A 25,257-nucleotide genomic window follows, 5' to 3' on the forward strand; every position below is an offset into this window, starting at 1 on the left:
ATATCTAGAAACCCGACACAGCGAAGCAATAGGGCTTGCGTGACGGGATTTTAGATAATGTCTTTTTCCTATAAGAACGCATTCGGGTCTATACTTAATAGTTCTTCGGCGGGCGTAAGCACATTTTTCGGCACCGCTGCAGGTGAGACCATTACCGGTACATCCAAATCCGACGTGATGCGCGGCTACGGCGGTGGCGACAGCTATTACGGCGGCCAGGGCGACGACACCTACATCATCTCGTCCGAGAAGGACAAAGTCTTCGAGGCGAAGGGCGAGGGCATCGATACTGTTCGTTCTTCGGTCTATCATATCCTGGGCGCCAACGTCGAAAACCTGATCCTCGAAGGCAACCAGGCCTGGTACGGCGGCGGGAACGACCTCGACAACGTCATCATTGGCAACGAGTACGCGCAGCAGATCAACGGCGGCGCGGGCAATGACGTGCTTGTCGGCGGTGGCGGCAAGGATACCTTCATCATCCAGGCCGGCAACGGCAGCGACGTCATCATGGACTTCGCCACGGGCATCGACAAGATCAGGCTCGGCGGCTACGGCGTGACTAGCTTCGACCAAATTCAGTCGATCGCGCAGCAGGTCGGCAACGATACCGTCCTGCATTTCGGCAACGGCGAGGATCTTATCCTTCGCGATGTGAAGGCGACCAGCCTTGCCTCGGGCGATTTCACTTATGAATTGAACCGCACGGACCTGGTTCAGACTTTCGGCGACGATTTCAACGCGCTCAGCCTCTATTCCAAGGGCGGCACCTGGCGTACCGAGTTCGGTAACGGCGGCCCCGGCACGATCGCCAGCCGCACGCTGCGAACCGAAGCGCAGCTCTACTTCGACCAGGACTGGGGCGGCACCGGCAAGACGCCGCTGGGTATCAATCCGTTCTCGATCGATGACGGCATCCTGACGATCAAGGCCGAGCGGGCGAGCGCAGACGTGCTCCAGTACATGGACGGCCATACCTGGAGTTCGGGCCTGCTCACCTCGAAATTCACGTTCGCGCAGCAGTACGGCTATTTCGAGATCCGCGCGTCCATGCCGGCGGGCAACGGCTTCTGGCCGGCCTTCTGGTTGCTGCCCACCGACAACAGCTGGCCGCCCGAACTCGATATCTTCGAGCAGCACGGCAAGGATCCGAACGTGCTCTACATGTCGACTCACGGAACCAGTACGCCGGGCAAAACGCTTGAGGCGCAGGACCGGGCGGTGGTCGATACCACGCAGATGCATACCTACGGCGTCGACTGGAATGCGGACCGGATCATCTTCTACATCGACGGCACCGAAGTGGCGCGCCAGGCGACCCCGGCGGCGATGAAGAAGGAGATGTACATGCTCGTCAACCTCGCGGTCGGCGGCGCCCAGAGCTGGAGCGGCCCTACCGACGCGAGCACGCCCACCGGCGAGATGAAGATCGACTACATCCGCGCCTACCGCACGGCCGACACCGTATCGACCACGAGCAATGGCAAGCACGTCGTCTATACGTCGACGGGTTCGACTTCTCCGGCGACGGGTGGTTCCACGACGCCCACGCCGACGACTTCGGAAGGAACGACCCCCACTCCCACTCCCACTCCCACCCCAACGCCTACCCCTACTCCGACGACCACCGCGCCGGCGACCAGTTCGGGCGGCACGGCCACCGGGAAGACTTACACCGGCACGGCTGCCAACGACACGTTCCGCGTCAGTTCCAAGCTGGACAAGGTCGTCGAGGCGGCGAACGGCGGCACCGACACCGTGCTGGCCAGCGACAGCTTCATCCTGCCAGCCAACGTGGAGAACCTGACGCTGACCGGCGACAAGGCGCTTGATGGCACGGGCAACGCGCTCGACAACCGTCTGATCGGCAACAGCGCCGTCAACCTGCTCAAGGGCATGGCCGGCAACGACTATCTCGACGGGGCGGGCGGTGCCGACGTCTTGCAGGGCGGCACGGGCGATGACATCTATCGTGTCGACAACGCCGCGGTGAAGATCGTCGAATACGCGAAGGAGGGCAGCGATCTCGTCATCACTTCGGTGAGCTATACCATCTCTGCGAACGTGGAGAACTTGCGCCTCGACGGAACCGCCAACATCAACGGCACCGGCAATGTCGAGGACAACCGGATGATCGGCAATGGCGGCAATAATGTTCTGACGGGCCTTGCAGGCAACGATTACCTCGACGGCGGTGCAGGTAACGACACCCTGGTGGGTGGCAAGGGCGACGATATCTACGTCGTGGATTCGGCGGGTGACCGTGTCATCGAACTGGCTAACGAGGGCAGCGACACCGTGATGTCGAAGGTCAGCTATACGTTGCCAGCCAATGTCGAGACGCTTCGCCTTACCGGCTCTGGGGAGATCAACGGTGCCGGCAATACGCTGGCGAACAAGATCTATGGCAATGACGCGGCGAACAAGCTGTTCGGCTGGGCCGGCAACGATATCCTCGACGGCGGCCTGGGTAACGATATCCTCAACGGCGGGGCGGGTGACGACACGCTCACCGGCGGCGGCGGCGCGGACACTTTCGTGTTCGGTGCTGGTTACGGCAAGGATACGGTGACCGACTTCCAGCATGGCGTGGACAAGCTCGTGCTCGTCAACGTCCAGTCGAGCGCCGTATCGATCGCACACATCGCCAATTCGACGGTGGTGTCCATCGGCGCCGACAAGATCACGCTCACCGGTGACGCCCAGTTCGCGCTGTCGGACATCGCCTTCATGAGCAACGCCGAATACAACGGCTCGATCGGCCTGCTGGCCTGATCGGTAAGTCAAGTGCGTCCGTAATGAAGTAATCTCCGCAGGCGGCGACATCGACCGATCCGCCGGTGGCATGTATCGAAGCCGGGGTACGTTCCTGTACCTCGGCTTCGAGGCGTTCGGCGCATGCTTCTCAATATCCAGACCTTGAGGGCCATCGCGGCGCTGCTGGTGGTGGTCGTCCACCTGGAGGGCTTCGGGGCCGCCTGGGGCCTGGATGACCGCCTGTTCGCCCCTTTTGCAGCCGGCGTCGACCTGTTCTTCGTCATCAGCGGCTTCATCATGGTCCATACGACCGCCGGAGGGAAGACCTCGCCGGGTCTGTTCCTCCTCAACCGCGCGATCCGTATCGTGCCGCTCTACTGGATGTTGACGCTGCTGGTTTTCGCAGTTGCCCTTGCCATGCCCGGTCTGCTGGGCACCACGCAAGCGGACGGTGATGCGCTGGCGCGGTCGCTGGCCTTCATTCCGTACGAGCGGGTGGACGGCACGATGCGGCCATTGCTTTTCGTCGGCTGGTCACTGAACCTGGAAATGGGTTTCTACGTGCTGTTTGCCCTGACGCTGGTGGTGCCGCGAGCCGGCATGCGGGTGGGACTGGCGGTCGGTCTGCTGTCCATGGCGGTTGTTTCGGGCCATCTGCTGCGCGCGCATATCGCGCCCGAACTGCGGTTTCTCAGCCAGCCGATGGTACTGGATTTCGCGGGTGGGATGCTGATCGGGTGGCTGTATCCTCACCTGAGCACGTCGCGAACCGCCGCGAAAGTGGCTGCTGCGTGCAGCATTCCCGCGCTGGTCATGCTCGTGCTCATGGCCCGGTGGCCGCTAGAGGGTGGGTGGCCAGTGTCGTTGCCGCCTGCCTGCGCACTCGTGATCGCGGCGCTGGTCGCGGAAAAGGGCGGTCTGGCGATTACCTGGCGCCCGGTGCTGGCGATCGGGGATGCCAGCTATGCCTTGTATCTCACGCATCCCTTCGTGACACAGGGGCTGGCAATCGGGACGGCGCGGGCAGGGCTGCTCGCACCGCATACGGCGCCGATGTTGATGGTATTGGCGGTTGCCGTCGCCTGCATCTGTGCGATTGCGGTTCATGAGCGTGTCGAGCGGCCGCTTGGACGCCGGTTGCGGCACGTGCTGGCGCCTCGCTCGACGATGCAGCCGCTGCGGGTGGATTTCTCCCGATGAATGCGACTGCGGCATTCGTGCCTCGATCTCGTAGTCGCATGGAAGAACTGCTGTCCGACCGGACGGTGCAGGACGGTGCGTTCGCGGGGTTGATCGTCCTCTCGCGGATTCCTGCAAACCTTGGGACTGCCGGCGCGGGTCTCGGCCTGGGCTTGATGTGCGTTTATGCGGCCCTGCGCATGGACCAATGCCGCGCCGTCCTGCGGCGGTGCTGGCCGCAGTTCGCCTATCCCGCCGCGGCGTTGCTTTCGATCGCATGGGCAGTCTATCCGATCGTCACTGCGCGGGCCGCCGTGCAGATGGCGATGACCGCATTCGCCGGGCTGCTCGTGTCGCAGGCGATCAGGCCTCGCGCAGTAATCGCCGGGCTGTTCGTCGCCTTCGCGGGCTATACCCTTGCTTCGCTGTTCGCGGGACACTCCCGGCCCGATGGCATTTCCGGCGCTCCCGCGCTTTTCGGGCTCGGGGGGGAGGCGAAGAACTACTTTGCGGACAGTGCGGCCACGGCGGCGCTGCTGGCGGTGACGATCGGTGCCATCTTTCTGGAGCGTCTCGCTTTCGTCCGGGCTGGCATCAGTGCCGGGATCGCGATCCTGTGCGTCATCGCCACGGAGCGGGCGCGATCGGCCGGTGCGTTGGCCTCGCTCGGGCTGGCAGGCAGCCTGTTGCTGGCGTGTCTCGCGCTGCGCGGCCGTTCTCCGGCGACGAAGCTGGGTTTCGCGGTTTTCGCGGTGGCAGGGCTGTGCCTGTGCGCGGTCTTTGCCCAGCCGCTTCTGGCGTTGGTACAGGAATTGTCGGGCAAGGACGCAGGGCTGACCGGACGGGGATATCTGTGGTATCGCGCAGACTTCATCATCGCCGAGCGACCGTGGCTCGGAACCGGGTATTTCGGTTTCTGGACACCAGCCAATCCCGATGCCATCGGCTTTTGGCGCTACTTCGACGTGCGGCAGGAGGGGACCGCATTCTCCTTTCACAACAGCTATATCCAGACGCTTGTCGAAACCGGTTACCTGGGTCTTGCGGTCCTCGCCGCGAGTTGGATCGTCGGCGCGTTGGCGATGCTGCGGCGGTTCGTGCTGACGCCTTCCGTGCCGACCTGCTTCTGGCTGGCTTATCTCGTGCTCGAACTGAGCAAGTCGCCGGTCGAACCGATCCGGCCTGCCGCCCTCGTCGCGCCCACGATCATGCTGTTCGCCGCCCTCGGATTCGGTAACTTTCCCGTATTGCGACCATCGCGCTCAGGTTGATGCCGCTCCCAGCCGACGTTCGTCCTCGCGGTCTATGGCGAGAAGCGAGACGCCCTTGCTTTCGGTCATGACGAGCGCCGAGATGAGGCTGATGGCGCCGGCTCCGGCGACGTAGAAAGCAATCGGCAGCCAGTCATCGTACTGCCGCAGCAGGCTGGTCCCGATCAGGGGCGCCCACGAGCCGGCGAAGATCGCGGTGACCTGGTAGCCCAGCGAGACACCGGAATAGCGCATTCGCGTCGGGAACATCTCGGCCATGATGGCGGGCTGTGGGGCGTACATCAGCGCATGAACGAACATGCCCACGAAAATGCCGCCGAGTACGATTGCCGTATGCGTGCTCGAAAACATGGGGAATGCCACGAAGGGCCAGGCGATGGTGAGCGCCGAACCCATAATGTAGACGGGTCTGCGCCCGATGCGATCCGCCATTGCGCCGAACAGCGGGATCAGGATCACATGCAGGATATGGGCACAGAACAGAAGCGTGAGGATCTTGGTCGTATCCACCCCGATATGCGCAAGGTAAGTGATCGAGAACGTGACGACCATGTAATAGAGGATGTTTTCACCCACGCGCAGGCCCATGGCGGTGAACACGCCGCGTGGATAGCGCCGGAACACCTCGGTCAGGCCATAACCCTGGTGCGCGCGGTCTTCGGCTTCCGCCTTTGCTGCTTCGAAGATCGGTGAATCGGTGACTTGCGTGCGGATGTAATAGCCGATGCCGACGATTACCGCCGAAAGCCAGAACCCGATACGCCAGCCCCATCCCAGGAACTGGCCGTCCGAAAGCGTCGCCGAGAGCACGAGCAGCACCACGGTCGCGAGCAGGTTGCCGAGCGGCACGCCCGCTTGCGGGAAGCTTCCCCAGAAGGCGCGGCTGCGATTGGGACTGTGTTCCGCAACCAGCAGGACCGCGCCGCCCCACTCGCCGCCCAGTGCAAACCCCTGGATGAAGCGCAGCGTGACCAGCAGCACCGGGGCCCAGTAGCCGATCGCTCCGAAACTCGGCAGGCAGCCCATCAGGAAAGTGGAGCAGCCGATGAGCATGAGGCTGAACTGCAGCAGCGACTTGCGGCCGACTTTGTCACCGATGTGCCCGAAAATGACGCCGCCCAGGGGACGGGCGATGAAGCCCACGGCATAGGTGGCGAAAGCGGCGATCACGCCGTCGAGATCGTTGCCCGTCGCTGGAAAGAACAGCTTGCCGAATATCAGCGTGGCAGCCGTGCCGTAGAGGAAGAACTCGTACCACTCCACGACCGTGCCGGCCATAGAGGCCCCCACGACCTTCCGCAGATAGGGTAGATCGGCCGTCTGTTCGTGCTGCATCGTTTCCACATCCCGTTTCCCGCCTCGTCACCGTGCCGGGATCGTGTCCTCGGCGCTTGTGGAGACAGGGATATGTTGCAGCGCATTCAAGCCAACTCAAGTCGTTAGAATGGCCAGGTGCGCGATATATCCCGCGAAAAGGGCACAGGACGATGCGATCATCCGCCATTTTGCGGCTTGGAGCATGATCATACGGTGATCCGGCGGATGTCGTAGCGCCCCGGGAAGGGAGTGGTCTGGTCTGGTCGGGATAGCCGCCCCAAGTGCCGCCAATTGCTGGATCTGCGATGATATAGGCACTCTGCCAGGTGAGCGCCGATGGCGTCGCGGCGCTCGCCGCTTGGAAGTCGGGCCCTGATTTCGAAACAGTCATGCTTTTGCTCGAAACTGAACTTTGTCGTGGTCGCACCGCCATAATACGGCTCGTTCCGAGTCTTTCGGTTGCCAAGGCCGCACTCATCTCGACTATCTCGGCGGGCGGGATACCAAAGCAATTCCAGAACCTCAACGCCCGACAGTCCTTGAGCGGCACATGGAAACAATCCGATCGAAGTGTTCGCGACGAATGGGCATGATGGAGCATGGCAGTGTCGAACTGCGCCCCTTTCAGCTCCGGAATGGATGACTTTACAGTTCGCACGAAGGGCAAGTGGCACTAGATGACGCCGGAAGATTCATGGAGATGGAGAAGGCCATTCATGACAGCGGTGCAATGACGAGACCCATCGTGTCGATCCTGATGGTGGCGCGCAATGCTACCAAGCATATCGATGCGGCGCTGCTGTCTGCACGTGCCCAGACTCTGACCGACATCGAGATAATCGTTGTGGATGATGGTTCGATTGATGAGACCCCGGCACGGGTCGCGGCGCACGTTCATGCAGACCGGCGAGTTAGGTTGATCAGCGGGCCGCAAAAAGGGTTGAGCGCTGTTCGCAATGTCAGTCTCAACGCTGCCCGCGGTGGCCTAGCTGCCATTCTGGATAGCGACGATTGTCTTCATCCCCAGCATATCGAGAACCTAGTCCAGCATCACGCAAAGACCGGTGCGCACATCTGCGTCTCGAACATGATCGAATTCGTCGAGGTTCGATCCACTATCCGCAAGAAGGTCTTTGCGCAGGGCGCCTGCTGGCGTCTTTCGCGCGAGGTGACACTGGAGGAGTTCGTCCTGGGAGGCGCTATTGGCACCCGCGCGACCTCGCTCGGATACTGCAAGCCCTTATTTGACATACAATTTTTGCGATACCATGGCATAACTTACGATGAGAGGTTGCGTGTCGGAGAAGACTTTGATCTCGTACTGCGTATGATGCTTGCTGGGGGCATATATCGCTTCGTGCCTCAGCTTACGTACTATTATCGTAAGCATGCAGCTTCGACTTCGCATCGTCTGACGCTTGCCGATATTGAGGGTCTCATCGTGGCGGGCCGGGGTTATCACATCGATGATACTTCGATAGCCGAGATTCTGGAATCGCGGCTCGAGAACCTTGAGGGTGTCCGCCGGCAGATCTGTGCACTTTCCGCTATAAGGCAAGGTCGGTGGATCCAGGCCTTGCGCTTGGCAGGGACGCATCGAGAGGCCTGTCGGCTAACGCTTTCCAGCTTATGGGAAAGCGTTTTGAAGCGTGTGGGTCTGTTTGCGCTCAGCCATTCCTGGCCTGCGGCATCCCGATACATTGCGGAGCTGCCGGATGTAAATCACGCAGACGGTGCAACCATGGAGGCTTGGTCTTTGACGGAGGCTTTATGCGTCCGCTGATCTTTCTGTTTCCGCACAATCGGATGGATGTGGGCGGTAATTCCGCGCAGGTCCGGATCATGGAGGCCTGTCGTCGGTATCGTCAAATCACAGTAGCGTACTATGGCTCCAGGATCGCGGGCCAGGCTTGGATGGATGATCTTCTCGCGATGTACCCGGAGCGACCTTCGGGGACGGCCGATGCCCCAATTTTCGTGATTCATTGGGGGCCGGACATCCCTATGCTACTGGAAGCCCTTGGAAGACGTGACGTGATATACGTTGCTCATAGTACGGGATGGGGATTGGCGATACCGCCGACGGTGCCTATCTTAAGCGTCAGCCAGCACACCATGGCGTATTGGGGACGATATGCACCAAATTGCTACATCGCCCATGTTCCCAACGTGGTTGAGACGCAGATCGGGTTTGAACCGGTCGTCCGTGATATCGATGTTCTTGTTCAGGTGCGTAAGTCGTCTCGCTACCTGTTGGACCGGTTGGTGCCGGCTTTGGCGTTGCAATGCCGGGTAACCCTCCTCGACGGATGGGTTGAGGACTTGTCGGGCTGGTTTCGGCGCTCGAAGGTCTATCTGTATGATTCTTTGGAGCACTGGATAAAAGTCGGTGCGACGGAAGGGTTTGGCCTGCCACCTCTTGAAGCTATGAGCCAAGGATGCGTCGTCTTTTCCAGCATCAACGATGCTCTGGCTGATTATCTCGATCCTGGTTTTAACTGTCGAAAAATTCGAGTTCACTCGCTTGCATGGGATCTTGCGGCGATACTGCAGGCGGTCGAGGACGGTACTCCCTCGCCACCGCAGAGTGAATGGTTTCAAGATTACACGATGGCGCGGGCGACGGCACGCTTGCGCGTCGTCCTCGAAGATGTCGAGCGTTTCTTTGCTTTTACTCGTCAGAATTCGGCAGATATTGAAGACTTGTGGGCAGTATATAGCCCTGGAGTTCTTCAGAGAGTAAGCCGTGCAGTGCGTATTTTGAAGGGCCGAAGGGTTTGATGTGAAATCTGAGTTATGTTGAATAATTCTCGATCATCTCTCCCGTCGAAGATTTTTATTTAAGAAATATAAGCGATAAATTGTCATTATTTGTTCGATGGTCTTGCGATCTTGGCATATGTATGAACATAAATAAAGCGCTATACCGACAGGCAACCATACTATCATGACGGCAAGGTCGGTCCACGGCGGCGGACAGCCACGGATTCCCGTGAGTAACACTAATACCATCAGCGCCGTGCTGGTTAGGGCGGGTCTCAAAGTTCTGGCGACTTCTCGCAGAGAAACGCCCACATATTTGCGAAGCAAGAAAAATCCATATGGTATAATAAGATAGCCGCGAAGCACGCCGGCTATCAGCATGGCTTGCCAGCCCCAGCGGTGAACGGCGACGGCTGCGGTTCCTCCGAGCACGATCTGGACGGTTGTCCACGACAGCACAGTTCGAGATTCTCCGACCGAGGCCAAAGCAGCGATAATCAGGTTGTTGATTTGGGAAGCGACGACGGCGCATGTAAAAATACGAATAGCGTCGGCTACCAATGCCCAGTCCGGCCCGAAGATTAGCGCAACGATTTGCGGTGCCACGGCGAAGATCCCCATAAATGTGGGGAACATGATAAAAGCCGAAAGACGACTCAATTTAAGATACGTCTCCTTGAGAGCATCCCGATCCGCTGCTGTACGGGCGAGCAGAGGCATGGCAATCTGCTGAAATGGGGTGTAGGTTATCTGACTGATGACTTCTGCGATCCGCGATCCCGCACGTATGAAAGCGACGGCGAGAGGGCCTACAAGCGCGCCGGAAATAATTTCCGTGCTACGAATGTTGATCTGGTTCAGGGTGCCAGAAAGGCCGATGTAGCCACCGAAGCGGATCAATTGACTGCATGTACGCCATTCAAAGCGCATTCGTGGGTACCATCGACTACTGGCCCAGACAAAGATAACCGTTGCGCAAGCAGCCGCGATCCGCTGGCCTACAAGAGCCCAGACGCCACAGCCTGCAAGCGCCAGAGGCAGGCCGACCGCCGCTCCGGCTATAGAGGCGGCGATGTTCCGCAAGGCTATCGATTTAAACTGGAGCGCGCGCGTGAGGCGTGCGCTATGTATCGCACCTAGAGGTGTGATGGCAAAAATGGCGGCCAACGCCGTAACTATCGGTTGGAGTTGCGGTTGGCCGAACAGTCCTGCGATCAAGGGTGCTGTGGCTACCGTGATGGAACAGAATACTAAACCCGAGCCGAGATTGATCCAGAACGCGGTGTCTGCCTCGACGTCATTGAGAACTTTGCGTTGCACTACGGCTTCACCGATGCCCACGCTACTGACGATGAGGAACAGGTCGATCACCAGCGCCGCGAGCGCAACCAAGCCAAATGCGGGAGCGCCGAGCAGGCGCGCAAGAATGGCGAATGTCAGAAAAGACAGCGCTTGCGTGCCGAGGCTGGAGAATGTGCTCCATAGCAACGGCTTTGCGATGTGGGGTGGCGGGTTGGTCACGAGGTCAGGGTTGAGCATGCGCTCGAGTTGGCTTGCAGTTCTCCAGCCAAATGGAAAATTCCGCGTGGCAAGCCTGCGGTGAAAAGTATCTACGCGCGGCATCAAGCGCGGCCTCTGCCAAATTCAATCGATCATGATCGTCTTTCAGGGAAATGATCGCCTGAGCAAAATGCCCGGCATCATCTGCTTGTATCACCGCGTCTGCACATTCGCGTTCGATCCCTTGAAGCGTGATGCTCGTCGCGACGATGGCCTTGCCGTATGCCAGCGCCTCGACGAGTTTAATCTTGAGGCCGGACCCGAAGGTCAAAGGTGCAATTACCACGGCTGCATCGGAATAAAGCGAGTGGAGATCGTTCACCAGCCCATGAAAGATCACACCGGAATGAGGCGAGCGGGAGAATGCTGCAGCAACCGTTCCGGCCACGTCCAGCCGCATGTCTGGTACATGTTCTCTAACTTGCGGCCAGACATTATCGAAAAACCACTCGAGCCCGATGACGTTCGGGGCTGTATTGCTACCAACGAATAGCAGGCGATTTGGTATTCCAGGTTGTGCGGCGCTCACTGGACGCATGCCCATGGGCGTCAGGATCGGTTGCGCGCCGTAGACATATTCGGTGATGAACCGTGCTTCTTCCGACTGTATGGCGATCACTGCATCTGCTTTTGAAAGCAGAGCGATTTCATCCTCGCGGCCGAGTTGCGCAACCGAATCGCGTTTTTGGGCCCCAGGATCACGGCGATGAAAAAGGTCGTGCATCACGATTGCGGTGGGGCGGTCGGGTAGTTGATCGAACGCTTCGGCCTGAAATGCGTAATCGGCAATTACGATGTTGGCATACGGTGCTGCCTTGCGGACATAGGTACGGTCTGCTTCCTCCCATGGCGCTGCGATGGAGTAAGGATAAGGGCGGTCGTCAAACCATTTCACCTTGCAGCCTGCACGGCGCACCAGTCGTGACAGCACGCATCTGACGGCATCGAGGAAGACGCGAGGATCGCGTGAAACTACCCAATCGGCATGCCGAAAGACTCCGCGAATGGCGTGGCTTTCGAATATGGCCATCTCGCGGCGCAGGCGCATGATGGGCCAGCGTCCCATGAGGTTTGGCGACGGTTGAAGGAGATGTGGCGTAAATCCGGCGTTGCGGACGGCGGTGGCCAAATCGATCAGATACGCGCTGCTGCCATTGATCCTGCCGATCATGCGTTGCCGACTCACGAAAAGGACATTGCCTTTGGATATGTCGTTTCCATCGGCTGTGCCGCCCTTGGCTGTCACCGTGTCACCTGGATCGAGATCAGTTGGATCCGGAACGTGGGACGATGCGACGGGGGCGATTTTCCTACTGCCTCGCACGCAGTTTTCCCATGAATCACCCGATATGCGGCGGGTGCCTGAGATGCGGCGGTCGTGCCCGCTTGAAGACCGTTTAAGATGGACTGCCAGAAGTGATTGCAGCCTTGGCTCGATTCGCGCGGCGAGCCATGCAACGACTATCGCGATGGTCAGCGCGACTGCAAACGACAGAGCGGCATTGGGCAGACGGAGAGCTTCGATCATGTGCTTGATCGGTGCGTGAACTGCGTAGAGCGGGTAGGAGATCATGCCAAGCCACGCTCCAATCCGACCGAAAAAGGGGGAGGGCCCTGTGCCGGTGGCCAGCATCAGCAAAAGAGGCGAGGCGATTGTGATGAAGGCCAGGTCGTACGCCGCCCGCCATGTCGTGCTCGGATTCGCACCTAGCAAGGTGATGCAAGAAAGCATCAGCAAGGGAAGCGGAACTCGCGATACGCGAGGTTGCCAGTATTCTTGAGTGCTATGAAGCAGTACGCCGAATGTGAATGAGAAACTGATGCGTGACAATGCGACCGACCAGTCGGCAAGGATTACGCCTCGGTCCAGACCACCCGGTTCGAATGCGGAATGCGCGATGCCCAGACCGCTGGCCAGGCAGACGACGGCCAGAGTGATGTTGCTTCCAAACCTGATTGGCTTCGGGGACGGTAAGTATCGAATGGATAGAGCGAACACCATATTCGCCAGCAGCTCGTAGAATAATGACCATGCGGGCGGATTGAACAGGAATATGCCCCAGGGGAACAATACGTCGGGCAACATTGCCATGTTGAGGGGCAGGGCTGTTGCAATAGCGAGAATTCCGGGCGCATCAGCGCTGCCTGTGGCCCGCTGGACGAGCGCTAGGAAAGCCCCCAGCAATGTCCCGATCGCCATCATTGGCTGTAGCCGGATGATTCTGGCGATCAGAAATTCGCGCACAGTCATTGCCTGAGCGAGGTGGGCTCCGTAGGCGTGGGGAATGATGAAGCCGCTGAGGATGAAAAAGAGGTCTACGGCAAGATAGCCGCTGCCGAAGAATCTGCCCCACGATGGAAGAGTGCTGATCGGTCCAAGTGTGCGCAGATGGTAGAAGACGACGGCGAAAGCCGCCACGCCTCGGAGGGTATCGAAGGCGATAAGGCGTCCTTCAAGCGGCTTTTCAGTCGACATAGTAGCCCTTGAACTTCTTGTAGTAGCCGAATGCATCGGTCAGTCCGGCACTGGCGAATTCCTTGATATCCACTAAGCTTAGAGCGACGCCGCCGATCTTGCTGCCGCTCTGGATCAGTAGATCGAGTGTGGTGCGGACCGCTTTTGCGGGCGTCTTGCGCCAACGGACGACCACCAGGGTGATGTCGGACAGTTGCGCCGCCAGCCGGGTCTCGGCAACGCCCAGGACCGGTGCGGAATCGATCACCACGATGTCGAAGCGAGCCCGCAGATTGGCGATCAACGTTGCCAGAGCTTCTTGCGTGATGACATCGTCCGGGCTCGACTGACCCAGTGTGGTGAGAATTTGCAGGCTGCTTCGATCGTCTGCAGTGAGAGCGCGCTCGATCGGTTCCGTACCGTCGAGAACCCGGAACAGCCCTTCGCTCACCCGGTTCGGAGCCAATGCGTCTGACGTCGAATGATGTCGTACGTCGGCATCGACAAGCACGACTTTACGCTTGCCCATCGCAAGTGTCCGGGCAAGGCACATGGAAGTCGTGGACTTTCCTTCCCTGGGCAGGGGCGAAGTGATCGTGACGACGGTGGAATTTCCTCCGGAGGACAAACCAAGGTAGGTCGCTAGATTGCGTATGCTTTCCGTGAAGAGCGACATTGGCCGCATCGTAACGTAGTCCTGAGGCGTGATGCCTACCGCTTTCGATCGCGTGGCGGAATTGAGTGTCGGGATTGCGCCTGCGTAAATCGCGCCGAGTTCGATCTCGATGTCTCCCCGCGTCGCGACGGTGCCTTCGAGATATTCTGCCAGTGCGATGGTCGCGAAGCCGGCGACCAGCGCGGTGCCCAATGCAGCGAGAGCGCCAAGGGCGTAGTTGGGCGAAGAAGGTACGTTGGGCACGGGGGCAACCGATGCAATACTGGCATCCGCATTGGGTAACGCGCCCGCCTGTGCGGTTTCCTTGGCCCGTGTCAGATAGGCGTTGTAGATTGCGCGGCTCGCTTCCGCGCGCCTCTCCAGTTCGAGGCGCCCCACCTGCGCGGAATTGTTCTGAGCCAGCGCGCCCTTGGCTTGTGCGCGGCTCATCTCTAGGGAGCCGAGACGCGATTCCGCGATCTGCACATCACCGCGTAGGCCAGACACGATCCGGGCAAGCTCCGCAGCCAGTTGCCCTCGAACGTCGGCCAGTTCGTTCTTGGCCTCGACGACATCGGGGTGCAGCGATCCGTAGCGGGCGTCGAGCTGTGCGAGCCGGGCGCTGGCCTGCGCTTCCTGCTGGCGCAATTGCCGTACGGTCTCGGAGGCGAGGGCGGTGCCGATGTCGGCGCCGCCGCCTCCCCTGGCAATCTGCGATTGGGCAGTCCCCAGTTTGCCACGCTGTTCCGCGAGTTGCGCCTGTGCATCGGCGATCTGGCGGTTGAGTTCGGAGACTTCCTGCTCGGCCATGGTGGCACCCTGGGCGCTCATCAGGTTGTTGCGGATCATATAGGCCTGAAGGGCGGCATCGTCGGATACGGCTTGACGTCGCAGCGCGGCGGCCTGGCTCTGGACGTAGTGTGCGGCCTGCGTATTACGTGATCTCTTCTTCGCCGTATCGAGGTCGATGTAGCGACGCGCTAAAGCATTGGCGATGAGGGCGGCGCGTTTCGGATCAATCGACGAGGCGGAAATCTCGATCAGGTAGGTGACCCCGACGCGTTTTGCGTAGCTGTTCGCGAGCAGGGTGCGCGCGGCGCGGCGTTCACGATCGACGACCGGTACGTATGTTTCGGCGGACTTGCTCGCCAAGGCATCCGGTTTGCCGCCGCCGAATTCGGCCGTGTCTGCGAGGTCGAGGCCGCGCACGACATCCAGCGTCAGCATCGGCGATCGGATGATCTGCACGGCAGTATCGATCAGGTTGTCGTCGGCAGGGGCAACGAAGCCGCGATCATTAACTTTGACTGGCTCTGTCTCTCGCGGTTCGAGCAGAAGCGCTGCGGTTGCAGTGTAGGTTCTCGGCAGCAGCGCCAACAGTGACGCTGCCAAGGCGACCGTCAGCGTGAAGGCACCCAATAGCAGCCAGCGCCTTCGGAAGACGATCATTGCGATCACGGAAGCATCGGGCAATATTCGTACTGCGGAATCCGGCAATACCTCATCGGAAATAATGCCGAATTTCCTGTGTTTCACCTAATATCTCCAAATAGGATTATATAAATATTGAGCAATATTGTTGTTCATACAAAATTCCGATTTCCCGCAATCTTATGCCCTTAGGTGTAATGCCGATGCGCTTCCGCGCTGGGAACAAAATCTCACTCCGTTTGAGAGGAAGTTTTGGGTTTTTTGGATGGATTCGGATCAAATCTGTGCGGCGCGGGTCGCTTATCTTGTGCATGACCTTGGCGATGCAGCGGTACGTCGGCGTATCGATCTGCTGGCGGGGGAAGGGATTGCGGTGGACGTCGGGGGGTTTCGCAGGCGCGCCGAAGATCGCATCGATATGCGGCGTGCAAATGCCATCGATCTGGGCGGTACCCGGGATGGGTGTCTGGCGCAGCGGGCAATGGCTGTGCTCAGGCATCTTTTCGTGTCGCGAGCGGTCCGCAGCCTGTGCGACGACACTGGTGTCATCTTGGCGCGCAATCTCGAAATGCTGGTGCTGGGGTGGCGTGTGCGCGGTCCGGGGCAAAGGCTGGTGTACGAATGCCTCGACATCCATCGCATCATGCTCGGCACAGGCCTGGTTTCGCGCCTGATGCGATGGATAGAGCGACGAATGTTGGCGCACACTGATCTTGTGATCGTCAGTTCGCCAGCGTTCGCGCGTCACTATTTCGGAGCGCGTCAGGGGCGCACGGGCCGAGTGCTGCTGGTGGAGAACAAGGTGCCGGATGAGCGCGGCGCCTTGCCTGCCGTCATACGGCTCTCGGACCATAGCGCACCCTACGTGATAGGCTGGTTCGGAATGCTGCGCTGTCGCAGGACTCTGAAACAACTGCTCCTGCTGGCCAGTCAGTCCGCAGGGCGTATCACGGTAGTCATCGCGGGAATTCCCAGCCCGGCCGAGTTCGGGGACTTCGCTGAAGAGATTTCCGGTCATCCCGGTGTGCGATATCTCGGCCCTTACCGGGCGGAAGACATCGGGCGTCTCTACGCGGAAGTCGATTTCGTGTGGGCCATCGATTATTTCGAGGAAGGGTTCAATTCCGACTGGCTGCTACCGAATCGACTTTACGAGGGGTTGGCGCGTGGCGTGGTGCCGATAGCGCTGCGTAATGTGGAGACCGGCCGCTGGCTCGAGCGGAATGGAGTCGGCCTGCTCATCGACGACCCGCTTGCGCAGTTGCCTCTTCGGTTGAATGCGCTGAAGCGGCGGGAATTCGACCGAATGCAGGCCGCTATCGCCGGACTTGCAAAGGATGTGCTGTATCAGACCCCGCAAGAACGCCGTGTGATCGTGCAGGCTATCCTGGGGCCGCCGAATGGCTGATGCCTGGGATGACACCGACGTCCTCATCGTCGTGCCTTGTCTCAACGAAGAAGAGCATTTGTCTGCGCTTCTCACCGACTTGCTGGCCGATGCCCGGGGGGCACTGATCGTCGTAGCGGATGGTGGCAGCGAAGATCGCAGTCCGCAACTGGTGGAGGCGTTGGCCGCAAGGCATTCGAACCTCGTCTTGCTCGACAATCCCAAACGGATTCAAAGCGCCGGTGTTAATCTTGCCGCGCGTCGGTATGGGGCTGGCCGGCGATGGCTGGTGCGGATCGATGCCCATGCCGGATACCCGGTCCGGTTTGTCGAGCGCTTGCGGCTGGCAGCCGGCGGGATGCGGGCGACTTCGGTCGTCGTACCGATGGTCACGCGGGGCAGCGCTTGCTTCCAGAAGGCCGCCGCGGCTGCGCAGAATTCGGTGCTTGGGACTGGCGGGGCACCGCACAGGCATCTCGGCCCGGGGCGATGGGTCGATCACGGGCACCATGCGCTGTTCGATCTCGAACTCTTCATGGCCGTGGGTGGCTACGACGAAAATTTCGCGGCGAACGAGGATGCGGAGCTTGATCGCAGATTGCTTGCGGCGGGCGGCCGCATCTGGCTGGAGCCTCTTGCAGCGATCACGTATTATCCCAGAAGTTCGATGGCGGCGCTGTTCCGGCAGTATCGCAATTATGGCAAGGGTCGCGCCCGTAATCTTCGGCGTCACCCGGCTCCGGTCAAGCTGCGACAGGCTCTTCCGCTGGCAGTAGCGCCCGCGATTGCGGCGGGATTGAGCGGGATCGCATTCTCGGCATGGAATGGTGCTGCATTGCTGCTGGCATTGCCCATGGCATGCTGGCTGGCGGTGTCCCTGGTCTTCGGGGCCTTGCTGGGATACCGCAGCGGGTGCCGGTGTGATGCGGCGGCCGGGGTGGCTGCGATCATCATGCATGCGGGATGGTCGCTGGGCTTCCTGTCGGAGGCGCTGGACCAACGCCGACCGCAGGAGGCGCCGGGGCCGCTCCGTTTCGAACCTGCCGACGGCGCAGTTCAGGATCGCACGATGTTCGTCGCATGAAAGGCGCCGCGAGGCACCCTACTTCCCCCACCCTCGCGCGCGCGCGGCGCGTTCCTGAGCGGCGTCGAGAGGAGGCGCTGCCGCCATGTCCTGCGCTGCCCCCATGAGTTCCGCCTGTGCCGATCCGGCCTGGCGGTAGGTACCGGCCTGACCGGTATCGCCGGTCGTCGTACGCTCCAATACCCAGCCAGGGGACTCCCTGCAGGCGATGCCGGATGACCGACCGGCAGCGTAGACGCGGCAATATCCTCCGCCTTCGCGCTGAAAACTCGCGAGGATTCGCAAGTCTTTCGCGTCTACATCCGCGGCGAGCCGCGTTTCCAGCCCCTTGGCGAGACGGCCGGTGGCAAGCAGGGTACCTTCGGGCGTCAGCTTCGCGTCTTCCTGTTGCACCTGCGTGCCCAGGGCGATGCCCAGGACAAGCGCGGCGGCTGCGGCGATGCCGGTGGTCCAGCTCCCCGACCAGGACGGGCGCCGCCTGGGGAGATTCTCGACATTCCGCCGTACTCGCGCGCTGGCGAGGTCGAAGATGCGGGCCGAGGTAGCGGGGGCGGCGCCGGCTTCACGGGTCTGACTGTCCGTCATTCGCTGCTCCGCAGGCTCGGCGGCTGCCGCCACGATCGGCAATGTCAGGCGCTCTGGCACCGGCTCTGCCGTGACCGGGGCGAAATGCGCGTGGAGCGTCTGGCGCAGGCGGCATTCGGCATCCAGTCTCGCCGCAAGGGCAGGGTCCGAGGCGATGGCGGCCGCGATGCGGTCGGCGTCCGGCCCCGCCAATTCACCGTCCGCATAAGCGGCGAATTCTTCGTCAGTGACGCTCATGCGATTTCTCCCAGTTCGCGCAGCAGTGCTTCGCGCCCGCGCCCGAGGCGAGAGGTCAGTGTGCCTTGCGGCACGCCCATGATTTCAGCAGCTTCCTTGTACGCGAAGCCTTCGACGAGGACGAGCATGACCGCCTCGCGCTGGTCTTCCGGCAGGCGCGCCAGAGCGCGGCCTACGTTGCCCAGTTCGACCAGGTTCTCGGCGGCGCGATCATCGCTGCCGCCGACGTTGGCGCCTTCCTCCGCGCTTGTGAAGGTCTGCGAGCGTCTGGTCCTGGCCCGGACTTCATCGATCCACTGGTTGCGCATTATCCTGTATACCCATGCGTCGAGCCGCGTACCGTCCTGCCAGGACTGGCGGGACTTTAGCGCGCGCTCGACCGTCTGCTGGCACAAGTCGTCGGCATCGGCGGCGTCGTGCGTCAGGCCACGCGCAAACCGCCGCAGGCGCGGCAGCAGGGCGGTCAGGTCTTCGCAGAAGCGGTCTGTGCTCATCGAAATGTCATGTCCGCAGGATGAAACGGTTCGACTGCCGCGTTTCATCCCCGAGCGCCATGAATTTTTGCTATCGGATCGTTCCATGAAGTGCCGAACCGTCATTCTTCTGATTTCGCTGGTAATGGCGACCATGACCGCTTCCGCGCCGGTGGCGGCGCAACTGGGCGGTGGTCTCGGCGGTGGATTGCCCGTGGACCTGCCCGAAACCGTTGGCCGAGTCCGCGAGGCGGTGGGGGATATAGTCGCTCCGGTGGCGGATCCCGCTGGCGCGGTTCTTCGCGATGTGCGTGCACTGGCGCGCGAGCGGGTTCGCCGTCTGGCGGACTTCGTGGCTGAACATGGCGACACGGTGGAGTGGGACGAGAAACGCCAGCCTGCCGTTCGCGGCGAAGTCCTGCTGCTCGATCCCGATGCGGCGTCGATCGAGACCGCGCGCCGGGCGGGCTTCGCTTTGCTGGAAAAAAGCGAGATCGAGGGGCTTGGTGTCGCTTATGCCCGGTTCGCCACGCCCTCGGGCATGCCGTTGGCCAAGGCGGTGGAGGCCTTGCGCAAGGCGGTGCCGGACCGGGAAGTCACGGCGGACCAGATCCATTTCCGCTCCGGCCGTACTCCCAATGCAGGCGGGCGTCAGGACGCGCCGTCGGCGCCGCTGCCGCGTGGCGGGACGGTCGGCATCATCGATGGAGGTATCGCAGGCTCCGGGCGTGTCGCGGCCCAGCGCGGCTTTGCCGCCGGTGCGCCGCGGGCCAGCGATCATGCGAGTGCGATCGCGTCCTTGCTTGCGGGCGCCGGTACGACGCGAATCTACGGTGCCGACGTCTACGGCGACGATCCGGCAGGCGGCAATGCCCTGGCGATCGCGCGGGCGCTCGGCTGGATGCAGGGGCAGGGCGTGCCGGTGGTCTCGGTGAGCCTCGTCGGCCCGGCGAACCCGTTGCTGGCGCGGGCCGTGGCCTCGGCACGGGGAAAGGGCATGGTGATCGTTGCGGCGGTGGGTAACGATGGTGCTGCCGCGCCTCCGGCTTACCCGGCTTCCTATTCCGGCGTGCTTGCGGTCACGGGTATCGACGGGGCCGGGCGCGTGCTGATCGAGGCGGGCCGGGCCGCGCATCTCGACTATGCCGCGCCGGGGGCCGACATGTCCGCGCTGGTGCCGGGCAAGGGGCGCGTTTCGCTGCGCGGGACATCCTATGCCGCACCGCTGGCGGCTTCGCGGATGGCGGCGCGGCTGACGGCGCTGGGCAATATGGAGAAGGCCTCGCGCGCGCTCGATGCCGAGGCGCTGAAAGGGCGGTCGCGGACCGGTCGCGGCGTCCTGTGCAATATATGCCGTTCGGGTCTCTGAAGGAATATTTCAAAAAAATCGCATCGGCTGCGGATGAAAGCTGCAGGGCCATCCGTTCCTTTCATCAGACACCCCCGACGGGGGCAACGATGCAAGGAAAGGAGCAAGACCCATGAAGAAGTTCGCTTTCGGAACCGCGCTCGCCACGCTTGGCGCGACGCTCGCGCTTGTCGCCCTGCCGGGGACGGCCAATGCCCAGTTGCTGGGCGGCGGCGGCCTTGGAGGCGGTCTGGGCGGTAGCCTCGGCGGCTCGCTGGGGGGCACCATCGGCGGCGTCGGCAGCTCGATCGACGGTACGGTCGATGGTGCGGGAGACATCGGCGCCTCGCGTGCCGGTCGCAGCGTTTCCTCCGGGGCTGAGGGCCGGGGGAGTGGCCGCGCGAAGAAGTCGGTGACCACGCCTTCGGTGCAGGCACCTGATACGTCGGCGGTCAGCGGCGCGGCGCAGGGTGCGCGTTCGCAGGCGAGCGGCCTTGCTGGCTCCGCCCGCTCGGCTCTGGGCAGCGCTTCGGCGACCGGCGCCGGCACGGGATCGGCTGCGGGTGCGCTGAACGGCGCGGGCGCCAGCGGTTCGGGCAACGGTAGCCTGACGGGTTCGGGCACCCTGCCGGACACATCTGGCGCGACCTCGCAGCTTGCCAGCACCGCTCAGGGCGCGCGCTCCGCCGCCACCGATGCGGCGCAGGCCACTGGAAGCAAGGCGCGCGACGCCGCCAGCGGTCTGGCTGACAGCTCGGCCAGCGGCTCCGGCAACGGCTCGGCTGCCGCGCAGGCTGGCAAGCGCAGCGCCACGGCCACAGGTTCGGGCAGCGGCTCGGCTTCCCGCAGCGGGGTCAGCGGTTCGGCCAGCCTCGGCGTGGGGACGTCCAGCGGCGACCAGTAAGCGTCACGACACGCAACGTCGTGGCCGGTGCGCCCCCGGGAGAGCCACTCGCTCCCGGGGGCGCATTCGCGTGCAGGATTCGCCCCCGAGCGCGGTCAGTCCCCGTTCCCGCCCAGCTTCAGGCCCTTGAGCGCGGCGAAGGGGCCGCTGTCTTCGGGCGTGCCGATACCGGCGGCCTTTCGCGCGGCGTCCGCCTCGGGACCGGTAAGGAACGGGTCGATCGCCAGTGCCAGGCTCTGTGCGACGGCTTCGGCCAGGTCGATATGCGTGCCATCGTATTCGATCTCGTCGAGTTCGTCGGCAGTCAGCTCGATTTCCTCGTCGGGCTCGTACTCGGTGATGCGCGGGACGAAGCGGAAGAATAGCGGCTCGTCGATGGTGACCGGCAGATCCTCGGCCGAGACCGCACAGGGCTGGATGATCGCGGCGGCAAGCGTGCCGCGCGCCTCGACCAGGAAGCCGCCGTCGCGGTCGGCGGTGGCAAGGTCCAGTTCCGCCACGAGGGTGTCGATCCGCACCAGCCCGAAGCGGACCGCGAGTGCCGCGCGCTCGGCCTCGTTGGGGGTGAGGGTGACGTGTTTGCCCTGGATCTGGCGGACGTCGAAGAGGCGGGAGAATTCGGGGGTCATCGGGCGATCCTCGCTGCGAGCAGGTCGTCGTTGGAAAGGGCATCTATCGCGGCGTGAAGCGCACGGACGCGGGCGGCGAGGCGTCCGGCCTGTGCTCCTTCGACCAGCGTGACGTTGCGTTGGAGGGCCGCGGCAAGGGCCGCGTCATCTTCGGGCAGGGCCTCGCGCAGGGCGCCGATGCGGCCGCCCAGCACGCTCATCAGCCTGCCCATGCGCTTGCCGACGACCAGGTCGCCGACGCCCGATTGGCGCAACTGGCCGTCCATGTCATCGACGAACAACTCGGTCAGGCGGACCGAAGGGTTGATGAGCCTGTCGTCGGACACCTTGTCCCGCTCCATGCGCAGCAGGACCAACGCCAGCACCAGCGTCACGGTATCGAAGCGGCCGGGCACGGTATCGGCGACGCCGCATTCGGCATACCAGGGCTTTTCCCGCGCGATTTCGACGATGCGGTGCCACAGCGGGCGGACCACTTCGCGCGAATCCGGGCTTTTGCCGAGGAGGCGGGAGATCAGGGACACGATGGCATCAGGCCTTTCCTGTAGGGCTTGGGTCGGGACGTTCATTCAGCGGCAATTCAAGCGGCTACCGCCAACGCCCATTGCGCGGGCGCTTTCGGGGCCGTAAGGCCGTCAGGCGATATATGGGTATGGGCGTGGCTGGCAATGGCCGTCGCATCCATCCTACGGTTTGGAGTGTTGAAATGCGCAAGGTGGGTCTCAAGGTCGCGGCAGCGGGCTTCGTGCTGGCTGTGGCCACGCTGGTCGGCGGCTGCACGTCGATCCGTGACCATCGCGGTTACCTCATCGACCAGGCGCTGCTCGATTCGGTGCAGCCCGGAATCGACAACCGCACTTCGGTGGAAAAGACTCTCGGCCGCCCGACGTTCGAGAGCCAGTTCGGCCAGAAGGACTGGTACTATGTTTCGCAGCAGGTCAAGACCCCGCCCTTCCGCAAGCCGCGCACGGACGACCAGACGGTCCTGCGTGTCCGCTTCGATCCGGCCGGCAACGTGGTCGGCGTCGACAAGCGCGGCATGGAGCAAGTCGCGCGGATCGATGCGGACGGGCATACCACCCCGACGCTGGGCCGTCACCGCAGCCTGCTGGAAGACCTGTTCGGCAACATCGGCGCGGTTGGCGCCGGCGGCATGGGCGGTACTGGCACCGCGACCGGTCCGGGTCCGAACGGCAGCTGAGGCCCGGCGCTGTTCCGTGTCGTCAACGGCGCGACTTGATTGATGCGGGGCGCGGCATATATCCGCGCTCATGAACAACGACGGGGCGAGCCACGGCCTTATCCAGTGGCACGGAACGACCATCATCGGCGTACGCAAGGGCGGCAGGACCGTCATCGCCGGTGATGGCCAGGTTTCCATGGGCAATACGGTGATGAAGCCGAACGCCCGCAAGGTCCGGCGCATCGGGGAAGGCGGCAAGGTCATCGCCGGTTTCGCCGGTGCCACTGCCGATGCCTTCACCCTGTTCGAACGCCTCGAGCGCAAGCTGGAGCAGTATCGCGGCCAACTGATGCGCGCCGCCGTCGAACTGGCCAAGGACTGGCGCACCGACAAGTACCTGCGCAACCTCGAGGCGCTGATGATCGTCGCCGACGCCGACACCCTGCTGGTACTCACCGGCAACGGCGATGTGCTCGAGCCCGAGGGCGCGGCTGGCGGTGACAGCCAGATCACAGCGATCGGTTCGGGTGGCAACTATGCGCTTGCCGCCGCCCGGGCGATCGATGCCTACGAGACCGATGCCGAGACCATCGCGCGCAAGGCCATGCAGGTCGCCGCCGACATCTGCGTCTTCACCAACGACCGCGTGACGGTCGAGACCGTCTGAGGCGAACAATTCCATGAACGACACTCTCACGCCCAAGGCGATCGTCGCCGCACTCGATGCGCATATCATCGGCCAAGCCGAGGCCAAGAAGGCCGTCGCCGTCGCATTGCGCAATCGCTGGCGCCGTCAGCGCCTCGACGCGGATCTGCGCGACGAGGTGACTCCCAAGAACATCCTGATGATCGGCCCGACGGGCTGCGGCAAGACCGAGATCAGCCGCCGCCTGGCGAAGCTGGCCGATGCACCCTTCGTCAAGGTAGAGGCCACCAAGTTCACCGAAGTCGGCTATGTCGGCCGCGACGTCGAGCAGATCGCGCGCGATCTCGTCGAGGAAGCGATCCGCATCGAGAAGGAGCGCCGCCGCGAATCCGTGCGTGAAGCGGCCAGCAAGGCGGCGATGGACCGACTGCTCAACGCCCTGGTCGGCGACGGAGCCTCGGAAGCGACGCGGGCCGCTTTCCACCAGCGTATCACCGAGAACGCGATGAACGACACCGAGGTGGAGATCGAGGTCGAGGATGCGCCGTCCGGGCCGATGGAGATTCCCGGCATGGGCGGATCGGTCGGCATGATCAATCTCGGGGACATCATGGGCAAGCTGGGCGGCCAGCGCATGAAGCGCCGCAAGATGAAAGTGCCCGACGCCTGGGACAAGCTGGTCGACGAGGAATCGGAAAAGCGGCTGGACCAAGACGACGTTGCCCGCGTCGCGCTGGCGAATGCCGAGCACAACGGCATCGTCTTCCTTGACGAGATCGACAAGATCGCCGTTTCCGACGTGCGCGGCGGCTCGGTTTCCCGTGAGGGCGTGCAGCGCGACCTATTGCCGCTGATCGAGGGCACGACCGTCGCCACCAAGTACGGCCCGATGAAGACCGATCATGTCCTGTTCATCGCCAGCGGCGCCTTCCACGTCGCCAAGCCGAGCGACATGCTGCCCGAACTTCAGGGCCGCCTGCCGATCCGCGTCGAACTCAAGGCACTCAGCGAGGCGGACTTCGTGCGCATCCTGTCGGAAACGCGCGCCAATCTCATCGCGCAGTACAAGGCGCTGCTGGGCACCGAACAGGTCACTGTCGAAGTCACTCCCGAAGCTATCGGCGAGATCGCCCGCATCGCTGCGCTGGTGAACGAGACGGTCGAGAACATCGGTGCCCGCCGCCTGCAGACCGTCATGGAAAAGCTGCTCGAGGAACTCAGCTTCGAGGCCGAGGACCGCAAGGGCGAGACGGTCACGATCGACGAGGCCTATGTGCGCCAGAAGCTGGAAGGCCTTGCCGGCAACGCGGACTTGTCGAAGTATATCCTCTGAGCGCCACAGGCCTTGCAGAATGAAGGGGCGCGGACGGTTGCGTTCGCGCCCCTTATTTGT

At 62.3% G+C, this 25,257-nt stretch carries 21 protein-coding genes; 13 read left to right on the forward strand and 8 right to left on the reverse strand.

Translation table 11 applies throughout. The annotated features are described in order from the left end of the window. The first annotated feature begins 57 nt into the window (after positions 1-57). From V2S85_RS22595 to V2S85_RS22605, 3 genes are all read left to right on the forward strand, one after another. Positions 58-2,775 (forward strand): family 16 glycosylhydrolase, encoded by a 2,718-nt coding sequence (locus tag V2S85_RS22595; RefSeq protein ID WP_330705058.1) that lies wholly within the window; start codon positions 58-60, stop codon positions 2,773-2,775. Between the two features lie 123 nt (positions 2,776-2,898). Next, positions 2,899-3,957: an acyltransferase gene (locus V2S85_RS22600; RefSeq protein ID WP_330705059.1), complete on the forward strand. Its 1,059-nt coding sequence runs from the start codon at positions 2,899-2,901 to the stop codon at positions 3,955-3,957. A 38-nt stretch (positions 3,958-3,995) separates the two neighbouring features. Beyond that, complete coding sequence (locus V2S85_RS22605) at positions 3,996-5,207, forward strand: O-antigen ligase family protein (protein ID WP_330705060.1); 1,212 nt, start codon at positions 3,996-3,998, stop codon at positions 5,205-5,207. Here V2S85_RS22605 and V2S85_RS22610 read toward each other — a convergent pair. Beyond that, positions 5,199-6,485, reverse strand: coding sequence for an MFS transporter (locus tag V2S85_RS22610; RefSeq protein ID WP_330705061.1), 1,287 nt, complete (start codon positions 6,483-6,485; stop codon positions 5,199-5,201). The genes V2S85_RS22605 and V2S85_RS22610 overlap by 9 nt on opposite strands. Positions 6,486-6,850: 365 nt before the next feature. On the opposite strand from V2S85_RS22610, the gene V2S85_RS22615 reads away from it, so the two are divergent. The 3 genes from V2S85_RS22615 (at position 6,851) to V2S85_RS22625 (ending at position 9,305) form a co-directional block, all read left to right on the forward strand. Then, positions 6,851-7,117, forward strand: a complete 267-nt coding sequence (locus tag V2S85_RS22615) for a hypothetical protein (protein ID WP_330705062.1) — start codon at positions 6,851-6,853, stop codon at positions 7,115-7,117. Between the two features lie 101 nt (positions 7,118-7,218). Then, the gene (locus V2S85_RS22620) at positions 7,219-8,307 is read left to right on the forward strand and encodes a glycosyltransferase family 2 protein (RefSeq protein ID WP_330705063.1); all 1,089 of its coding nucleotides are present in this window, start codon (positions 7,219-7,221) and stop codon (positions 8,305-8,307) included. Then, a complete protein-coding gene (locus tag V2S85_RS22625; RefSeq protein ID WP_330705064.1) occupies positions 8,295-9,305 on the forward strand; it encodes a glycosyltransferase family 4 protein in 1,011 nt (336 codons plus the stop codon). The genes V2S85_RS22620 and V2S85_RS22625 overlap by 13 nt, the downstream gene beginning before the upstream one ends. 33 nt (positions 9,306-9,338) lie before the next feature. Here V2S85_RS22625 and V2S85_RS22630 read toward each other — a convergent pair whose 3' ends face one another. The 3 genes from V2S85_RS22630 to V2S85_RS22640 are packed head-to-tail and all read right to left on the reverse strand — an operon-like array spanning position 9,339 to position 15,493. Further along, positions 9,339-10,826, reverse strand: coding sequence for a lipopolysaccharide biosynthesis protein (locus tag V2S85_RS22630; RefSeq protein ID WP_330705065.1), 1,488 nt, complete (start codon positions 10,824-10,826; stop codon positions 9,339-9,341). Then, positions 10,813-13,323: an acyltransferase family protein gene (locus tag V2S85_RS22635; RefSeq protein ID WP_330705066.1), complete on the reverse strand. Its 2,511-nt coding sequence runs from the start codon at positions 13,321-13,323 to the stop codon at positions 10,813-10,815. Before V2S85_RS22635 ends, V2S85_RS22630 begins: the two co-directional genes overlap by 14 nt. Next, complete coding sequence (locus V2S85_RS22640) at positions 13,313-15,493, reverse strand: polysaccharide biosynthesis tyrosine autokinase (protein ID WP_330705067.1); 2,181 nt, start codon at positions 15,491-15,493, stop codon at positions 13,313-13,315. The genes V2S85_RS22635 and V2S85_RS22640 overlap by 11 nt, the downstream gene beginning before the upstream one ends. 160 nt (positions 15,494-15,653) lie before the next feature. On the opposite strand from V2S85_RS22640, the gene V2S85_RS22645 reads away from it, so the two are divergent. Then, positions 15,654-16,796 carry a hypothetical protein gene (locus V2S85_RS22645; protein WP_330705068.1) on the forward strand — a complete coding sequence of 381 codons (1,143 nt, stop codon included), beginning with the start codon at positions 15,654-15,656 and terminating at the stop codon, positions 16,794-16,796. Beyond that, positions 16,789-17,859 carry a glycosyltransferase family 2 protein gene (locus tag V2S85_RS22650; RefSeq protein ID WP_330705069.1) on the forward strand — a complete coding sequence of 357 codons (1,071 nt, stop codon included), beginning with the start codon at positions 16,789-16,791 and terminating at the stop codon, positions 17,857-17,859. Before V2S85_RS22645 ends, V2S85_RS22650 begins: the two co-directional genes overlap by 8 nt. Positions 17,860-17,877: 18 nt before the next feature. Here V2S85_RS22650 and V2S85_RS22655 read toward each other — a convergent pair whose 3' ends face one another. Then, positions 17,878-18,681, reverse strand: a complete 804-nt coding sequence (locus V2S85_RS22655; protein ID WP_330705070.1) for a transcriptional regulator — start codon at positions 18,679-18,681, stop codon at positions 17,878-17,880. Further along, positions 18,678-19,175, reverse strand: coding sequence for an RNA polymerase sigma factor (locus tag V2S85_RS22660; RefSeq protein ID WP_330705086.1), 498 nt, complete (start codon positions 19,173-19,175; stop codon positions 18,678-18,680). The genes V2S85_RS22655 and V2S85_RS22660 overlap by 4 nt, the downstream gene beginning before the upstream one ends. 133 nt (positions 19,176-19,308) lie before the next feature. Here V2S85_RS22660 and V2S85_RS22665 point away from each other — a divergent pair, with 133 nt between their 5' ends. Together V2S85_RS22665 and V2S85_RS22670 are read left to right on the forward strand one after the other, a co-directional pair. Further along, on the forward strand, positions 19,309-20,523 hold the full coding sequence (locus tag V2S85_RS22665) for a S8 family serine peptidase (RefSeq protein WP_330705071.1): 1,215 nt from the start codon (positions 19,309-19,311) through the stop codon (positions 20,521-20,523). A 112-nt stretch (positions 20,524-20,635) separates the two neighbouring features. After that, positions 20,636-21,406 carry a hypothetical protein gene (locus V2S85_RS22670; RefSeq protein ID WP_330705072.1) on the forward strand — a complete coding sequence of 257 codons (771 nt, stop codon included), beginning with the start codon at positions 20,636-20,638 and terminating at the stop codon, positions 21,404-21,406. Between the two features lie 95 nt (positions 21,407-21,501). Here V2S85_RS22670 and V2S85_RS22675 read toward each other — a convergent pair whose 3' ends face one another. Beyond that, positions 21,502-22,035 carry a DUF177 domain-containing protein gene (locus V2S85_RS22675; RefSeq protein WP_330705073.1) on the reverse strand — a complete coding sequence of 178 codons (534 nt, stop codon included), beginning with the start codon at positions 22,033-22,035 and terminating at the stop codon, positions 21,502-21,504. Beyond that, a complete protein-coding gene (locus V2S85_RS22680; protein ID WP_330705074.1) occupies positions 22,032-22,559 on the reverse strand; it encodes a ubiquinol-cytochrome C chaperone family protein in 528 nt (175 codons plus the stop codon). The genes V2S85_RS22675 and V2S85_RS22680 overlap by 4 nt, the downstream gene beginning before the upstream one ends. A gap of 182 nt (positions 22,560-22,741) precedes the next feature. On the opposite strand from V2S85_RS22680, the gene V2S85_RS22685 reads away from it, so the two are divergent. The 3 genes from V2S85_RS22685 to hslU all read left to right on the forward strand — a co-directional run bounded on the left by V2S85_RS22685 (position 22,742) and on the right by hslU (position 25,197). Beyond that, the gene (locus V2S85_RS22685; protein ID WP_330705075.1) at positions 22,742-23,236 is read left to right on the forward strand and encodes an outer membrane protein assembly factor BamE; all 495 of its coding nucleotides are present in this window, start codon (positions 22,742-22,744) and stop codon (positions 23,234-23,236) included. 70 nt (positions 23,237-23,306) lie between these two features. Then, entirely contained in the window at positions 23,307-23,885 is a 579-nt protein-coding gene (gene hslV / locus V2S85_RS22690; protein ID WP_330705076.1) for an ATP-dependent protease subunit HslV, read from the forward strand. Positions 23,886-23,898: 13 nt separating this feature from the next. After that, a complete protein-coding gene (gene hslU, locus V2S85_RS22695) occupies positions 23,899-25,197 on the forward strand; it encodes an ATP-dependent protease ATPase subunit HslU (RefSeq protein WP_330705077.1) in 1,299 nt (432 codons plus the stop codon). Positions 25,198-25,257 lie beyond the last annotated feature (60 nt).

Origin of the sequence: Novosphingobium resinovorum, assembly GCF_036352595.1 — a bacterium.
Lineage (GTDB): Bacteria > Pseudomonadota > Alphaproteobacteria > Sphingomonadales > Sphingomonadaceae > Novosphingobium > Novosphingobium resinovorum_B.

Coding starts and splice junctions, on each gene's coding strand:
- V2S85_RS22645 (WP_330705068.1), top strand. CDS start 15,654: ATGGATTCGGATCAAATCTGTGCGGCGCGGGTCGCTTATCTTGTGCAT.
- V2S85_RS22600 (WP_330705059.1), top strand. CDS start 2,899: ATGCTTCTCAATATCCAGACCTTGAGGGCCATCGCGGCGCTGCTGGTG.
- V2S85_RS22675 (WP_330705073.1), bottom strand. CDS start 22,035: ATGACCCCCGAATTCTCCCGCCTCTTCGACGTCCGCCAGATCCAGGGC.
- V2S85_RS22660 (WP_330705086.1), bottom strand. CDS start 19,175: ATGAGCACAGACCGCTTCTGCGAAGACCTGACCGCCCTGCTGCCGCGC.
- V2S85_RS22650 (WP_330705069.1), top strand. CDS start 16,789: ATGGCTGATGCCTGGGATGACACCGACGTCCTCATCGTCGTGCCTTGT.
- V2S85_RS22665 (WP_330705071.1), top strand. CDS start 19,309: ATGACCGCTTCCGCGCCGGTGGCGGCGCAACTGGGCGGTGGTCTCGGC.
- V2S85_RS22625 (WP_330705064.1), top strand. CDS start 8,295: ATGCGTCCGCTGATCTTTCTGTTTCCGCACAATCGGATGGATGTGGGC.
- V2S85_RS22605 (WP_330705060.1), top strand. CDS start 3,996: ATGGAAGAACTGCTGTCCGACCGGACGGTGCAGGACGGTGCGTTCGCG.
- V2S85_RS22670 (WP_330705072.1), top strand. CDS start 20,636: ATGAAGAAGTTCGCTTTCGGAACCGCGCTCGCCACGCTTGGCGCGACG.
- V2S85_RS22655 (WP_330705070.1), bottom strand. CDS start 18,681: ATGAGCGTCACTGACGAAGAATTCGCCGCTTATGCGGACGGTGAATTG.
- V2S85_RS22630 (WP_330705065.1), bottom strand. CDS start 10,826: ATGCTCAACCCTGACCTCGTGACCAACCCGCCACCCCACATCGCAAAG.
- V2S85_RS22685 (WP_330705075.1), top strand. CDS start 22,742: ATGCGCAAGGTGGGTCTCAAGGTCGCGGCAGCGGGCTTCGTGCTGGCT.
- V2S85_RS22610 (WP_330705061.1), bottom strand. CDS start 6,485: ATGGCCGGCACGGTCGTGGAGTGGTACGAGTTCTTCCTCTACGGCACG.
- V2S85_RS22620 (WP_330705063.1), top strand. CDS start 7,219: ATGGAGATGGAGAAGGCCATTCATGACAGCGGTGCAATGACGAGACCC.
- V2S85_RS22595 (WP_330705058.1), top strand. CDS start 58: ATGTCTTTTTCCTATAAGAACGCATTCGGGTCTATACTTAATAGTTCT.
- V2S85_RS22635 (WP_330705066.1), bottom strand. CDS start 13,323: ATGTCGACTGAAAAGCCGCTTGAAGGACGCCTTATCGCCTTCGATACC.
- hslV (WP_330705076.1), top strand. CDS start 23,307: ATGAACAACGACGGGGCGAGCCACGGCCTTATCCAGTGGCACGGAACG.
- hslU (WP_330705077.1), top strand. CDS start 23,899: ATGAACGACACTCTCACGCCCAAGGCGATCGTCGCCGCACTCGATGCG.